15 protein-coding genes and 1 other annotated feature (1 of these 16 cut by a window edge) are annotated in these 14074 nt (G+C 44.7%); all 15 genes read right to left on the reverse strand.

From position 1 onward, the window contains the following. Positions 1 to 1032: LysM peptidoglycan-binding domain-containing protein (locus CA600_RS30990; protein ID WP_143812189.1), on the reverse strand; the 1032-nt coding region annotated here is incomplete at its 3' end. Between the two features lie 324 nt (positions 1033 to 1356). After that, a complete protein-coding gene (gene ilvE, locus CA600_RS23080) occupies positions 1357 to 2238 on the reverse strand; it encodes a branched-chain-amino-acid transaminase (RefSeq protein WP_094873196.1) in 882 nt (293 codons plus the stop codon). 4 nt (positions 2239 to 2242) lie between these two features. Beyond that, complete coding sequence (gene pheA / locus CA600_RS23085) at positions 2243 to 3130, reverse strand: prephenate dehydratase (protein ID WP_094873197.1); 888 nt, start codon at positions 3128 to 3130, stop codon at positions 2243 to 2245. Further along, entirely contained in the window at positions 3127 to 4107 is a 981-nt protein-coding gene (gene thrB, locus CA600_RS23090; protein WP_094873199.1) for a homoserine kinase, read from the reverse strand. The genes pheA and thrB overlap by 4 nt, the downstream gene beginning before the upstream one ends. Positions 4108 to 4166: 59 nt before the next feature. Then, positions 4167 to 5453 (reverse strand): homoserine dehydrogenase, encoded by a 1287-nt coding sequence (locus tag CA600_RS23095; RefSeq protein WP_094873201.1) that lies wholly within the window; start codon positions 5451 to 5453, stop codon positions 4167 to 4169. A gap of 36 nt (positions 5454 to 5489) precedes the next feature. Then, entirely contained in the window at positions 5490 to 5927 is a 438-nt protein-coding gene (locus tag CA600_RS23100; RefSeq protein WP_060621882.1) for an ACT domain-containing protein, read from the reverse strand. A 158-nt stretch (positions 5928 to 6085) separates the two neighbouring features. Beyond that, positions 6086 to 7450, reverse strand: coding sequence for a hypothetical protein (locus CA600_RS23105; protein ID WP_094873202.1), 1365 nt, complete (start codon positions 7448 to 7450; stop codon positions 6086 to 6088). Between the two features lie 54 nt (positions 7451 to 7504). Beyond that, positions 7505 to 8275, reverse strand: a complete 771-nt coding sequence (locus CA600_RS23110) for a zinc ribbon domain-containing protein (RefSeq protein ID WP_094873204.1) — start codon at positions 8273 to 8275, stop codon at positions 7505 to 7507. Positions 8276 to 8289: 14 nt separating this feature from the next. Next, on the reverse strand, positions 8290 to 9036 hold the full coding sequence (locus tag CA600_RS23115) for a hypothetical protein (protein WP_094873206.1): 747 nt from the start codon (positions 9034 to 9036) through the stop codon (positions 8290 to 8292). Positions 9037 to 9047: 11 nt separating this feature from the next. After that, positions 9048 to 10367 carry an SPFH domain-containing protein gene (locus CA600_RS23120; protein ID WP_094873207.1) on the reverse strand — a complete coding sequence of 440 codons (1320 nt, stop codon included), beginning with the start codon at positions 10365 to 10367 and terminating at the stop codon, positions 9048 to 9050. Positions 10368 to 10679: 312 nt separating this feature from the next. Further along, on the reverse strand, positions 10680 to 11990 hold the full coding sequence (gene obgE / locus CA600_RS23125) for a GTPase ObgE (protein WP_094873209.1): 1311 nt from the start codon (positions 11988 to 11990) through the stop codon (positions 10680 to 10682). 15 nt (positions 11991 to 12005) lie between these two features. Beyond that, complete coding sequence (locus CA600_RS23130; protein WP_094873210.1) at positions 12006 to 12746, reverse strand: Spo0B domain-containing protein; 741 nt, start codon at positions 12744 to 12746, stop codon at positions 12006 to 12008. 282 nt (positions 12747 to 13028) lie between these two features. Continuing rightward, positions 13029 to 13340 (reverse strand): 50S ribosomal protein L27, encoded by a 312-nt coding sequence (gene rpmA / locus CA600_RS23135; protein WP_042130564.1) that lies wholly within the window; start codon positions 13338 to 13340, stop codon positions 13029 to 13031. Between the two features lie 17 nt (positions 13341 to 13357). Beyond that, on the reverse strand, positions 13358 to 13693 hold the full coding sequence (locus tag CA600_RS23140) for a ribosomal-processing cysteine protease Prp (protein WP_042130565.1): 336 nt from the start codon (positions 13691 to 13693) through the stop codon (positions 13358 to 13360). A 13-nt stretch (positions 13694 to 13706) separates the two neighbouring features. After that, positions 13707 to 14018, reverse strand: coding sequence for a 50S ribosomal protein L21 (gene rplU / locus CA600_RS23145; protein WP_042130566.1), 312 nt, complete (start codon positions 14016 to 14018; stop codon positions 13707 to 13709). Between the two features lie 14 nt (positions 14019 to 14032). Beyond that, positions 14033 to 14074, reverse strand: a sequence feature (ribosomal protein L21 leader region); it runs 44 nt beyond the window's last position.

Consider the following 14074-nt stretch of genomic DNA (forward strand, 5'->3'; position numbering starts at 1 on the left):
AGCGTTCGGATTCCATTGTTCTGGACTCATGTTAGGTGAATACATATTTTCTGAATAGTTGTATGGAGACATGCACTCAGGTCCATATGACGCCGGTTGAACATAACTTGGTGCCCAATTCATATTCATATTAGGGCTATTTTGATAGGAATCATAGAGATAAGGATTTCCTCCTAGGCCTGGATATCCCATATTGTCACAAGAATCTGCCTTTTCCTCTTGGTAAGCCAATGGCTTCATCTCAGCTTTTGCTGCCTCATGATGAGCTACAGGCTCTTGATTTGGAACTGTAATCTGAACGAATAAGCTCTGCATTTCAATTTCTTGCACAGGAGCAACTTCCATCTGCATATTCGGCGCAGGATTTGGTGCAGCATTTTGAGTATTAATAGGGGCGATGTTCATTGATGGGTGTGGTGCAGAATTATACAAAGGTGAGACATTGGGCGATGATTTAGGTGCAGGTTTAGTTTCCGCTTTAGCTTCGGGTTTATTTTCTGCTTTTGCCTCAGGCTTATTTTCTGCTTTTGCTTCCGGTTTAGTTTCTGGTTTGACCTCTGGTTTAGTTTCCGGTTTTGGTGCAGGAACTACTTCAGCAACTGGCTGTTCTTTTGGACCCGTATATTCCTTCCCGCCAACTTGTGTTTTCTCAGAAGCATTAGAAGGCATGTAGCCTGGCTGTACGGGTGAAGCGTTTGATGTTTTTTTAGGAATGTTGACTACTTCCCCTAACATCAATACATTCGGATTCTTTAGCTGGGGGTTTGCTTCAACCATATCCTTTAAGGGGATTCCCCAAGCCTTAGATAATTTCCATAAGGTATCTCCTTGTTTGACTGTATGCTTGTAGTAAACTTCACTGTTATCCGGTACGGATACAGGAGCCGTAGGTATTTTTACTTTTTCACCAAGTGCCAGCACATTCGGATTACTGATCTGTGGATTAGCTTCAATAATTTTTTGTAACGGCACTCCGTACTTTTGCGATAATGCATACAGACTATCGCCTTGTTTGACAATGTGTATTTTCACGTAGCATTAACCTCCTAAAAGTTTTGTGGAGTATTGCTTTCTTACAGCTACACAGCAAAACTGGCTTTGAAAGCAAACACCCTTTGGATGGAACATTGCTCTCTTACAAAGTTATATGCGGTACAGCCGCCTCCTTCGTTACTACATCTTATGCAGCCCATGGGCGAATGACATCCCTGAAATAAAAAAAATCCTTTCATGAGACATGAAAAGATTTACCAGAGACCTCCGGCCATCTTCTTCATATGCATGAAAGGATATCTAATGCCTATTCAATACTCATTACACGACTAGCACGTAAAGAGCACATTGTACGATTAACTGTTATTCCCAAACCTTGTAGCCATCTTTGTCAACAACGTTGCGGAACTCTTCAAGTAATTTCAAAGTGATTGGACCCGCTTGTCCTTCACCAATGATTCGGCCGTCAATTTCACGCGCAGCAATAACTTCAGCAGCAGTACCTGTGAAGAATACCTCGTCCGCTATGTAAACATCATGCATAGTGAACGGTTCTTCTTTTAGCTTAATACCCAATTTCTCACATAACTCGATGATCGCCAGACGTGTGATTCCTTCAAGCGCTCCCAAATAGCAAGGAGGAGTGAAGACCACACCATTTTTGATAATGAAAATATTATCGCCAGATCCCTCAGTAACATATCCTTGGGCATTCATCATAATCGCTTCATCGGCTTCTGCCAGATTGGATTGAATTTTCACTAGAATATTATTGAGATAGTTAAGCGATTTAATCTTCGGATTCAGTGCATCCGGAATATTACGACGTTGGGATACAGAAACAGCACGAAGCCCGTTGATGTACGCTTCTTCTGGGTAAATAGCCAGTTGTTCAACGATAATGATTACGCTGGCTTTAGGACAACGACGTGGGTCAAGACCCAAGTTACCAGGACCACGGGATACGATCAGACGAATATAGCCGTTACGCATGTCGTTAAGGCGAATCGTTTCAGCCATAGCTTCCAGCATCTCGTCATAAGTGAGCGGAATGTCCAGCATGATCGACTTCGCCGAATCATATAGTCTGTCCAAATGCTCTTTACATTTAAAAATATTACCGTTGTAGATACGAATACCTTCGAATATGCCGTCTCCATACAAAAAACCGTGATCAAAAACGGATACCTTTGCATTTTCCTTAGTTACGTGTTGTCCATCCAGATAGATCCATTGTTCAGCCATGAATTTACTGCACCTCCGCTTTCTCTTCCTCATAGGTGTATGTGGGATACGAGCCCAGAATCCGAACCTGACAGCCTAAAGCGCTAATCTCTTCAATCGCTCCTGGCAGCAAGACTGATTCTATCGGTTCCAGCACATCAATATAAAAATAATAAGTACCCAACTTCTTTTTCGTTGGTCGTGATTCAATACGCGATAAATTCAGCTTCCGCCAAGAAAAGGCAGCGAGGACCTGATGTAAAGCACCTGGAAAATCCTCCGGCAACGTTACAAGGACACTCGTCTTTACCCCATTGCTGCTCCGTGGAAGATCTGCCTTCTGCGGGCCAACAAGAACAAATCGTGTGTAGTTGTTATTGTGATCTGTAACTTTCCGATCTACAATCTCTAGCCCATGAGTAGCAGCGCCAAGAGCCGTACCTATTGCAGCCCAGCCCTTGCCAGGATTGTTCTTAACGATTTCGACAGCTTCCGAGGTACTTCCGACCGACTCCAGTTCAGCCCAAGGTGCATGCTTCCGAACAAATTGCATGCATTGTGCCATGGCAACCGGATGCGAAAGGATTTTTTTCATTCTAGTGAAATCCTTATTCCCGTCAGCATCTCTGAATTCCAGCGGGTGACCAATGAGATTCTGTATCGAAGGAAAGATCCATTCAGCCTGCATAGGCAGATCGACCTCATTAATGAGCCAATCAATGTGTAGACTAACTGAGCCTTCAATCGTGTTCTCAATCGGGATAACGCTGTAGTCAGTGGCGCCACCAGCCGTTGAGAGAAAGACATCGGAAATTAACTTGTGATGCACAATATTCACAGGTTCACCTTTAAACAAATGCAGCAGCGCTTCGTGAGATACCGAGCCCTGCGGCAATACCGCTATTGATTTCATAACCGTACTTCTCCTTTTATCATATCCAAAAATGAATCGTTTTGCATCTCGTTTATTTCAAGAAGCTTTGATGTAACACCTGAAGTACAAGGCATAAGCCAGCAAGTCTGAGCAGAGATGCCGTGTTCTTGCATCGTATTTATCAGGAAAGCCTCAAGCTCTTGCTTACGAGTCTCATGGCGATCAACTAAACACAGCAGGGTAGGACCGGCACCGCTAAGTGCGATTCCTAAAGCACCGTGGTTAGGCGCTTCCGCGAGCAGCTTCTCCATGCCTGGAATAAGTGCTGCTCGATAGGGCTGATGCAGACGATCCTGCATCGCTCTGCTGATCAGGTCAAGCCGACCTGATGCAAAGGAGGCTGTCATTAAAGAGGTTCTGCTGATGTTGTACACAGCATCACTAACTGAGATTTCTGTTGGAAGCACTCCCCGTGCTTTTGTGGTCTCCAGCTCGAATTCAGGAATAACCACTAGAACCTCTAGATCTTGTGGAGGTTCTAGGCGAACGTAATCCGCATGATCACCGTCCCACACTGCGGTAATGATGCCACCAAACAAGGAAGCCCCTACATTGTCGGGATGCTTCTCAAGCTGGGTAGCCATATCAAACAGTTTGGCATCATCCAGTGGAGAACCGATCATCGTATTAGCAGCGACCATACCCCCGATGATGGCTGAAGCACTGCTGCCGAGCCCACGTGTAAGCGGAATCTCAGAGTACATCGATATAGATATTTCAGGCACCGTAACGCCTGCCTCTGCAAATACCATTTGAGCGACCTTATAGAGTAAATTACTCTTATCCTGAGCCACTCCCTTCATCTCATCACCATAAAGATGAAAAACAGTCTCCTTGGCTTCCTCCATCTCAATCCAGGCATACAGCGGCAAAGCCATGCCGAGAGTATCGAAGCCCGGACCAAGATTAGCTGTACTAGCAGGTACTTTAACCCTTGCTACTCCATAAGTACTCATAACAGGTGCAATCTCCTTACTCATTGTTTAAATATAAAAAGTATACCCTAGCTACAGTTCTAGCCTTCTACACGATAATGGCTCTTGATCCGGTGGATGACTTTCAGTTCCTTAAAGTGACGCAGCACTTTGTTCATACTCGCTTTACTCGCATTATGAGTAACAATAATAATTTCCGCGTCAGGATTATTTGGATTGGCTTGCTGAACTACCGAATCCAGACTCACATCGTACTCGGCAAACACTTGAGTAATCTTGGCCAATACGCCTGCTTTATCGTCAACGTGCAAAAGAAGGAAGTTCTTATAAAAAATATCCTCATCACTCTTAAGCTTTTTCTGCTTATAAGGTACGATCTGCTTCAATCCATTGACACCCAGCTTAAGGTTCTTGATAACAGCTACCAAATCAGCGACGACCGAGGTTGCAGTTGGCATAGCGCCCGCTCCCGCACCATAGAACATAGTCTCTCCGACAGCTTCACCATAAACATACACTGCGTTGAACACACCATTAACGGAAGCCAATGGATGACTTGCCCGAATCAAGGTTGGCTGAACACTGATACTGAATGCTTCATCCTGACGTTCAGCAATGCCTACCAGCTTAATTTCGTAACCGAGACGCTTTGCAAAAGCGATATCGGCTTTACTCACTTCTGAAATCCCGCTCACACTGACATCATGAAGCTCTACGTTAGTGCGGAAACCTAAGGTTCCGAGAATCGCCATTTTGCGGGCAGCATCCAGCCCTTCAACATCGGAAGTTGGATCAGACTCTGCATAACCCAGATCCTGCGCTTCTTTTAACACATCACTATAGGATGCGCCTTCTTGACTCATTTTGGTTAGTATGTAATTAGTTGTTCCATTCACAATCCCTATAATCTTCATGATCTTATCGGAAGAAAAGCCTTCGATAAGCGTCCGAATAATCGGAATACCACCCGCAACACTAGCCTCATAAAAGACATCACATTGCTTTTCTTGCGCCTTAGCCAGAATCTCTGAACCATGCAGCGCCATCAAATCTTTGTTCGCAGTGACGATATGCTTACCGTGGTCCAAAGCTTCAAGAATATATTCCTTTGTTCCATCGATACCGCCCATCACTTCAACGATTACATCAATCTCAGGGTCACGAATAACCTCCCATGGATCCGTTGTTATTTTGGCAGGATCAACTTCAATATCACGTGGCTTATTGGAATTATTCACCGCTATACGCTCAATGAGTATTGGAGAGCCAACTTGACTGCTTAAATCCTCCTGATTTCCTTCCACGATACGAACTACACCTGTACCAACTGTTCCCAGACCCAGCAATCCTACTTTAACCGGCTTCATCTGTATCCTCCTAAAAGTTTTACGTATATAACTTCTCTATCCCTGCCCAACGATTAGGGCGCGCTTCACTCCCGGAATATCCTTCAGACTATCCAGCATCTCTCCGAGCTCCTCATTCAAATGTGAGATTTCCACGGAGATCACCACATTCGCTCGTCCTTGTAGCGGAATACTCTGATGAATCGTCAGCACGTTAGCCCCATGCCCCGCCACAGATCCCAGAACCTTGGAGAGCATCCCGGATTCATGTTCTAAATCCATAGAGATCGTAACAATTCGCTCACGTTCTAACTGATGGATCAGGTGAATGCCATCCTTGTATTTATAAAAAGCACTTCGGCTTAATCCTACCTGTTCTACACCTTCATGTACGGTCTTCGCATCCCCAGCTTCAAGTAATTGCTTCACCTGCATAGTCTTAAGTACGGCATCAGGTAATATGTCCTCCCGGACCAAATAATAGCGTTCTTTCACGAACGTCCTCACCTCAAAGACTTTTGTGTTTTCTTAGTGGACATTATATCGGAAAAGACTTATAAAATGCAATAACTTTATATGTATACTCTGAGGCCAGGGGGTTCGGTGCAGCAAAAGCCCCGGATTCCCGGGGGCAGCAGGCAATCGTATGTACGCTAACTGTATGGAATCGTCGTCCCGCAATAATCACAGATCTTGTCCTGACCCGGCAGCACCCTACTCTTAGCACCGCAGCTCGGACAAACGATGGACTTCGGCAGTTGGACAGGTGGCTTAGACCAGATCTCCGGTAATGACTGCCGCCCAGGTGATGATGGCTGTTGGTTCTGTGCCCCGTAGGGCTGTACCCGTTCAGGATGAACAAGATTGGGCGGTTGTTTATCGAAGAGCTTAACGCGTCCTTCATAATAGACAATATCAGAAGCAAGTAACCCCCATCTCACCAAATACCTTAGGTCTCTACGTACATCATCTTCACTTTGTTTGACGATATCAGCTAAATTTCCAATATGTCTAACATCATCCACTATGATCAGCATGAGATACTTCTTACACAGAAAATCAAAGTTCTCGGTTGCCAAGGTAGCCCGACTTGCGAAGCTGTCGGCCGGAATTATGAAGATCACGTAGAGGACCACCAGAATGATCAATAAAGTGGACCACTTAAAATCCCCTTTATAGGTCCCCACGGCGAAGAGGACGGATAGTTCCATAAAAGATCCCATACATACATGATAGAGCAATTTGTAGTTAAATGATTTTCGCTCATTCTTATAATGAGTGCTTACAAAACTAAGGATCGCAAGCACAAACCCAAGCGGAGCAAATAAATAGGCAACCGCTATGATGATTCGATCAAAAACTGTCCGGTCTCGCTTGTTACGGTAGCGAAGGTTATTCTCAGGCGCACGCACCAGTGCCTGTGTCCGTTTGGAATAAATGAGCATCGGCGGCAATTTTACAAATGGATTGTCTACACGTCCTTCATAATAAACAATATCTGGAGAAAGTATCCCCTGATCTTTTAAATACTCCAAAACGTCTCGGACGTTCTCTTCACTGAATCCGCGAATATCGGACAGGCTACCGATATGCCTGATGCCGTCTACAAGAACCAATGCGATATAATCATTGCAAAGATAAGTGAATCCCTCTCTCCATCCTACGGCCCTAACCCTGAATTTGATTGCGGGTATCCTAAAAATGCTGTAGATGATTACCAGCCTGATCAAGAGTGCGAAATAATCGATTTGACCAAGCAGCTTGCTAATAATGAAATAGATCGCCAATTCTAAAAAGGCACCCATACATGCATGATAAAACAGGTTAATATTGCTTGCTTTGCGCTGTCTCTTGGAATGTGTAGATAATAATCGAATGACAGCCAGTATAAACCCCACTGGAGCAAATACATACGCAAACACAATAATCGTATAATCAAACGCCGTCCGCTCATATTCGTGCTTATATATCGGTTTGCCTGTTGTTGGTGGCTGCCTTCGTATATCCAATTTACTCATCTTCTATCTCCCCTAGTTAAGTTATATCTACAATGCTCAGGGAGAACCTTGGCATTAACTGTACGATATCATTGTTCCACAATAATCACAGCTCTTTGACTGACTAGGCTGAACCGTATTCTGTGCTCCGCAGCCCGGACAACGGATGGACTTAGGCAGCAGCGGTGAGGACTGCGGCTGAGAATGAATCTGCTGACCCGAAGCTTGGGCTCCGAAGCCTGATGTCCTTCCAGAATGTACAAGATTAGGTGCTGCCATGGACGGATCTGGCGTCTGGCGCCCCTCGGAAAGTACAATATCAATATCCAGTAATCCTTTATTCTTGAGATACTGGACATCTCTCCGTACATCGCTTTCGCTTTGACCTATCCGTTCAGATATACTGCCGACATATTGGATATTTTTAATCAGAATCAGCTCTATATAAGAAGTGTTAAGCTTAGAAAGCGTATGTTTAGCTTTTGCTGTCACATTCGCAAGAATAAGTGCCGGAATCAAAAATATGACTGCAAGGAAAATCTGGATCGTTAACAATTCGGAAGTTCCAGTGTTTCCACTCATGGTATCCACAAACATTGCAATAGAGAGCTCAACAAATCCTCCGATAAATACATGCATGATCAGATTTAGATTGGTTGGTCTCCGATGATTTTTATAATGAGTTAGCATCAAACGTAACAATGCAAGAACGAGTCCAATGGGCGTGAATAGATAAGCTGCCGCAAGAATGAGATAATCAAACCCAGTCCGATCTAATTTAATTAGAGGAACCGCTGTACTCCCCGCTGGGCCCGGTGACGGCTCTTGTATGTTCAATCTGTTCATGTAGTTATTTCCTCCTATTTAAGGGCTGCTAATTCCCGATTTCGCCGTTCAAGTGTAGCCTTAATACTGTCGGCCATTTCGTTGATTTCAGCTTGCCAGTTCTCATGTGGCTCATTTGTCATAAGCAGAAGCTTCACATGATCATGCAACAGGGCGATCTGCTGATTCATGATGTCCTCAGTAGCATACAAAGATGGATCTGATATAGGATCACTGAACTTGAATTGATCCCGTAAATTATTGAGCACTTTTATAAGCTGTTCAGTTTCGGGATTCTTCCAGCTGCTTGCCAGCGCACTGATCTCGTTTATTTCACTCTGATGCTGCCGAAAAGCTTGCATAGACCTCTGCCTTTGCTGTTCTTCACTTCCGGCATTCCATCCATAAATCCCGATCACAGCCAGCGTGATTCCACCCATTAAAAGAATCAGCAGTTGAACGGCAGCATACCACAGAGGAGACAGCTCCAGTAGCCAATCGAAGACAATAGCCGATGCGAATACTCCAGCCGCATAAATCCCCGTGATGAATGCACCGCTGAGAAGAACGGGTGAGGTCCGCTGCACACTACCTGCAGTACGGAGCCAAAAAATACAATAGCCATACACCACACTCTCCGCCAGCAGAACAGCAACTAGCGAAGTCACGAATCGAAACAGTGATTCAGAGAAGCCTAACCCTATAAAGGAGAATACCGTTAGTATTATAGCAGCCACATAAATAATGGTGATGATACGAATATAGCTTTTGCCCTTGTTCATAACGTCCTCCTTCAGCCTGCTTTTGTTCCACACTCTGCACAAAATTTTTGTCCAGGATTCAGCTCATGCCCACAACCTCCGCATTTAATAACCAAGCTATCTCCACAGTGAGGGCAGAATTTCACCCCTGGTGATACCATTTCTCCACATTTACCACAGGCTTTAGGCATTTCTTTTCCACAAGACACACAGGAAGATGTACCCTCAGGATTATCTGCTCCGCAGGTTGGACAAGCACGATAAGGATTGCCACAACCAGGACAGAACTTGGCTCCTGCTTTCAATTCATGTCCACATTCCAAACAATTGATCTTGTTTCCGGACGATGCGCTTTGCTGAATGCTCTCCAGAGCATGCCCACAGCCACTGCAGAACCTTCCTTCAACAGAATTCATAACCCCACACTTCGAACAGGAGCGCTCTTGGCGCACCACTGTAGTCCCTGAATCAAAACTCATCCCTCGGGTCATACGATTCACCATATCCATAGCCGGTCCAGCGAACCCCATACCAAGTCCAAGCCCCATCCCGGTGTTCATCATGCCTACTCCAAGATTACCAGGATTACCTGCTGCTTTTTCCATCGTGTTAAAGCCACGCTCCTGCTGATAGTTGAAGCCGATAATATCCATTTCTGCTTTTTTAGCTAAAGCTTCCTTTAGTCGAATCGTTGCCGGATCATCATCAGGAATATTAATGGAATCAATATAGAAATTATTCAGCTCAAGTCCATTATCCAGAAAAGTTGATGCTAGCCGCCCCTGGATATGCTTTGAGATCTCTGCAACATAGGCATTAATCTCCAATATACTGATTTGCTTATGTACAAGGTAGGATGAGATCAGTTCATTTATATTCGACATAAGCAAGCCGCGGAAATAATTTACGAGCGTATCGTGATCAAACTGAGGAAGCGTTCCAACAAGCTGCAACAAAAATTTGCGCGGATTATCAACCTTTACACCAAACTGTCCGAAGGAACGAACAGAAATCATTATTTTGTATTTAGGATCCTGGAGTTGTAAAGGTGCGCTGGTTCCCCATTTAACATTCATCGAATTGGTCTTGTTCACATACCATACTTCTGCTGTGAACGGCGACTTCCCACCGAAAGGAAGGTTGACGATATTAGATAAAATAGGAATATTGGCGGTGCTCAGGGTGTGCCGCCCTGCCGTAAAGGAATCAAGCACTTGTCCGCCCTTGAATAGGATCGCTTCCTGAGATTCATTAACGATTAGCTGAGTCCACGTCCCTAGCTCTTGGTTAGGATATTTCCATGCGAAAATCCCCGGAGGACCGTCGTACTTCACCACTTCTATAATTGCCATCTGCTATTCCCTCTTTCATCATCTATGATATATGAATAACGTATGCATTCCCGGATGGGAAATTGTGTATTTCGATATTTATTGTATACGATATATATCGTGTTTTGGGTTCTTTTCATGAAAAAAATATGCTCAATATGGAAACAAGTATAAACATCTTTGACGTCCTTATAAGGACGATAAGCGTTTAAGCGAGAAATATAAAACATATAGTATTGTGTGAAACTTATACTTCCTTATATTTAAAAAAAAGCGCGATTTGTGTCTTCCTTTACAGGAGAACACAAATCGCGCTTTGTAATCAGCTAAATATTAATAGTAACTACTATTCTCTACGAACTCGAATTCGAACTCACCAATACGGACAATAGTCCCCTCTACAGCTCCACGTTTACGAAGCTCTGCATCTACACCCATATGCCGCAAAGTCCGGGCGAGCTTTAGAATCGCATCATGTGTGCTAAGCTGCATACGTTTCAACATTTTCTCGATACGAGGGCTGTTGACCACATATGTTTCATTATCACGTGTAATGGTGAATGTGTTATCATCTTCCGCTTCTAGCTTATAAACCTTACGTTCAGTTGTTCCTGATACTTCTTCAACTATCGGTGCCACCGGAATACTATCAAGAATATCCGTTGCACGATATAACAGTTCCTGAACACCCTGACGGGTAAGCGAGGAGATTGGCATAATCTCAAGATCCGGACGCAGTTCAGCTACGTGTTCTCGGAAAGAGATGAGATTCTCCTCTGACTCTGGCATATCCATTTTATTCGCAGCCACGATCTGAGGTCGATCAATTAGAGCCGCATTATATTGCTTCAGCTCGTCATTAATGAGAACCCAATCCTCGAAGGGATCACGCCCCTCTGAACCAGACATATCCACTACGTGAATAATGATCCGTGTACGTTCAACGTGACGCAGGAATTCATGACCAAGCCCTATGCCCTCACTAGCTCCCTCAATTAATCCTGGCAGATCCGCCATTACAAAGCTTCGTCCATCCCCAACATCTACTACACCTAAGTTCGGTGTAATCGTTGTGAAATGGTATGCACCAATCTTTGGCTGAGCTGCGGATACAACCGACAGTAGCGTAGATTTGCCCACACTCGGGAAGCCTACAAGTCCCACATCAGCCATAACCTTAAGTTCCATAACAATATACCGCTCTTGACCCTCTTCGCCGTTCTCTGCTAGCTCTGGAGCCTTATTAGCCGCTGTTGCAAAACGAGCATTCCCACGACCCCCACGACCCCCACGGGCAACAACAACTTGCTGACCATGACGAGTCAAATCGGCGATGATCTCTTGAGTATCATCGTCAATTAACATGGTTCCAGGTGGAATCCGCACGATCATATGATCAGCGTTCGCCCCATGCTGACTTCTGTTACGTCCTTTAATCCCTTTGTCTGCTTTAAAATGGCGCTGATAACGGAAATCCATCAGCGTACGCAAGCCCTCATCTACGCGGAAGATAACGTCGCCACCACGGCCACCGTCACCACCTGCTGGGCCACCATCCGGTACATACTTTTCCCGACGAAACGCAACGATACCATCCCCGCCGTCTCCGCCCTTAACATAAATCTTAGCTTTATCTACGAACATTAATGTTCACCTTCCTCACATCTCAAGCGGCAAACGCAGCTCTACATAAGCCTTGCTGGGCTTAAACTGCTCCGCTTTCATGATTTTCCCTTGTACTATATTATAAATTTGCCCTTTGAGCTGCTCGGGATTTCCATGCTCTCCCTCACCTTCGAAGGAGATAAGAATGTCTCCTCCATCCTGAATAAAGCCAAGACGCAGCTTGCGCGTTTCACCCTGAGGAGCCAGTCCGTTATATTGATAAGCTCGTACGGTCTGCATGATCACTGAAGTCAGCTCATCTCCTGCTTCCCGGTTTAGCTTCTCCTCCAGTTGCAATCCTTCCTCCACTTGAACTTCCAGTTCCAGACTAGTCCGGTAAGTTCGGAAAGATTGGATATAGAAGACCAATGAAGGAATGCCCAGCTTAGCGATACGACTATCAAGCGCTATGCGTTCCTTTATTCTTTCCACACACTCCACGGATTTATCAGGCTTTCCAAGCTGAATATATCCGTAAAGAATCTGCAAATCATTCATCCAATCATGACGATGATGATTCAGTGTCCGAATCGCCGCCTGTTGCAGAGTGTTCTCTTGTATACGCAGTTCCCGTTCCCAATGACGCTGATTCCAAATCAAACTGAAAGCAACTATTGCTGCTACCCAAATTCCAAGCAACAGACACGTCAAAAGGGAGGTATGCCAATACACGAGTCCTAAAGGAAGCATTACGGATAACATGACTGCCCAGATTGCACTTTTCCAGGATTTCATTCTTTCTCCCCGTCCCTCAGTTCGCAAAATTCATGACTTCGTTTAGATTATTATCCTCATCAATTACCATTTCCTAGTATAACACAGCAGTTCCCTGTAGTTCACCAGAGATAACCGTGAGATTTCACATATGTCTAAGGATGTTTATGCTTTCTTAAAACTCTGAAGGTATACATTTCTAAAGTGCTCAAAGAGGTATCCACAAACACTTCTGAATATTCTACAAAAAAGCCTCCGGCACTCATGCCGGAGGCTTCTACATGCAAATATGGTTCCGTAAGCTTACGCTTCCAGTGCCGCTGCTACCGGAGCGACATCAACTGGGTATACGCTCACTTTTTTGCGATCGCGGCCCCAACGTTCGAACTTCACTACGCCATCCACCAATGCGAACAACGTATCATCTTTACCGATGCCTACGTTAGTGCCTGGGTGAATTTTTGTTCCGCGTTGACGAACCAAGATGTTACCGCCGGTTACTGCTTGACCGTCAGCACGTTTCACGCCAAGACGTTTGGAATGGGAATCCCGTCCGTTTTTTGTGGAACCTACACCTTTTTTCGATGCGAACAATTGAAGATTCAATTTCAACATGTTGTCAACCTCCTTCTTTAAATATTCACTTGCTCTATTTGAAGATACTTTCCGTATGATTCTGCGATATCATTTAGCATCACGACCATGGATTCAAGCAGCAATTGCACCTTCGCGGAAGTATCGAAATCATCAATGGAACTTAATGTTCCACTTAGGAATCCGTTCTTCATGGACGTATCCATGGAGATTCCGGTCAAAGTCTCAATCGAATTGACGGTTCCAACCGTTACGGCCGAAACTCCGGCACATACGATATCTTCGCCACGCTTGGCATAACCCGCGTGCCCTTTTACCTCAAAGCCAACGATAGTTCCTAGATCCGAAGATCGTGTAATCCGTACGTTAATCATTCCACGCACCTTCTTACGCTTGAATCTTCTCGATAGTTACTTTCGTGTACGGTTGACGATGGCCTTGTTTCTTGTGGTAGTTCTTCTTAGGTTTGTATTTGTAAACTACAACCTTAGCGCCTTTACCATGTTTCTCGACTTTAGCTGTTACAGACGCGCCGCTTACGAGCGGAGTTCCTGCAGTCAGACCACCTTCGTTAGAAACAGCCAATACACGGTCAAAAGTTACACTTGCGCCGTCTTCAGCTTCCAACTTCTCAATGAACAAAACATCGCCCTCTTGGACTTTGTATTGTTTACCGCCAGTTTCGATAATTGCATACATTTTACTTGCACCTCCTCATGTCTCAGACTCGCCTAGTCTAGGTGGCAGATTCCCGT

It is taken from the genome of Paenibacillus sp. VTT E-133280 (genome assembly GCF_002264385.1).
GTDB lineage: Bacteria > Bacillota > Bacilli > Paenibacillales > Paenibacillaceae > Paenibacillus_AQ > Paenibacillus_AQ nitricinens.

Excerpts from the sequence above, each read along its gene's own strand:
- ilvE (WP_094873196.1), bottom strand. The coding sequence starts at position 2,238 with ATGGCTGAACAATGGATCTATCTGGATGGACAACACGTAACTAAGGAA.
- pheA (WP_094873197.1), bottom strand. The coding sequence starts at position 3,130 with ATGAAATCAATAGCGGTATTGCCGCAGGGCTCGGTATCTCACGAAGCG.
- thrB (WP_094873199.1), bottom strand. The coding sequence starts at position 4,107 with ATGAGTACTTATGGAGTAGCAAGGGTTAAAGTACCTGCTAGTACAGCT.
- CA600_RS23095 (WP_094873201.1), bottom strand. The coding sequence starts at position 5,453 with ATGAAGCCGGTTAAAGTAGGATTGCTGGGTCTGGGAACAGTTGGTACA.
- CA600_RS23105 (WP_094873202.1), bottom strand. The coding sequence starts at position 7,450 with ATGAGTAAATTGGATATACGAAGGCAGCCACCAACAACAGGCAAACCG.
- CA600_RS23110 (WP_094873204.1), bottom strand. The coding sequence starts at position 8,275 with ATGAACAGATTGAACATACAAGAGCCGTCACCGGGCCCAGCGGGGAGT.
- CA600_RS23115 (WP_094873206.1), bottom strand. The coding sequence starts at position 9,036 with ATGAACAAGGGCAAAAGCTATATTCGTATCATCACCATTATTTATGTG.
- CA600_RS23120 (WP_094873207.1), bottom strand. The coding sequence starts at position 10,367 with ATGGCAATTATAGAAGTGGTGAAGTACGACGGTCCTCCGGGGATTTTC.
- obgE (WP_094873209.1), bottom strand. The coding sequence starts at position 11,990 with ATGTTCGTAGATAAAGCTAAGATTTATGTTAAGGGCGGAGACGGCGGG.
- CA600_RS23130 (WP_094873210.1), bottom strand. The coding sequence starts at position 12,746 with ATGAAATCCTGGAAAAGTGCAATCTGGGCAGTCATGTTATCCGTAATG.
- rpmA (WP_042130564.1), bottom strand. The coding sequence starts at position 13,340 with ATGTTGAAATTGAATCTTCAATTGTTCGCATCGAAAAAAGGTGTAGGT.
- CA600_RS23140 (WP_042130565.1), bottom strand. The coding sequence starts at position 13,693 with ATGATTAACGTACGGATTACACGATCTTCGGATCTAGGAACTATCGTT.
- rplU (WP_042130566.1), bottom strand. The coding sequence starts at position 14,018 with ATGTATGCAATTATCGAAACTGGCGGTAAACAATACAAAGTCCAAGAG.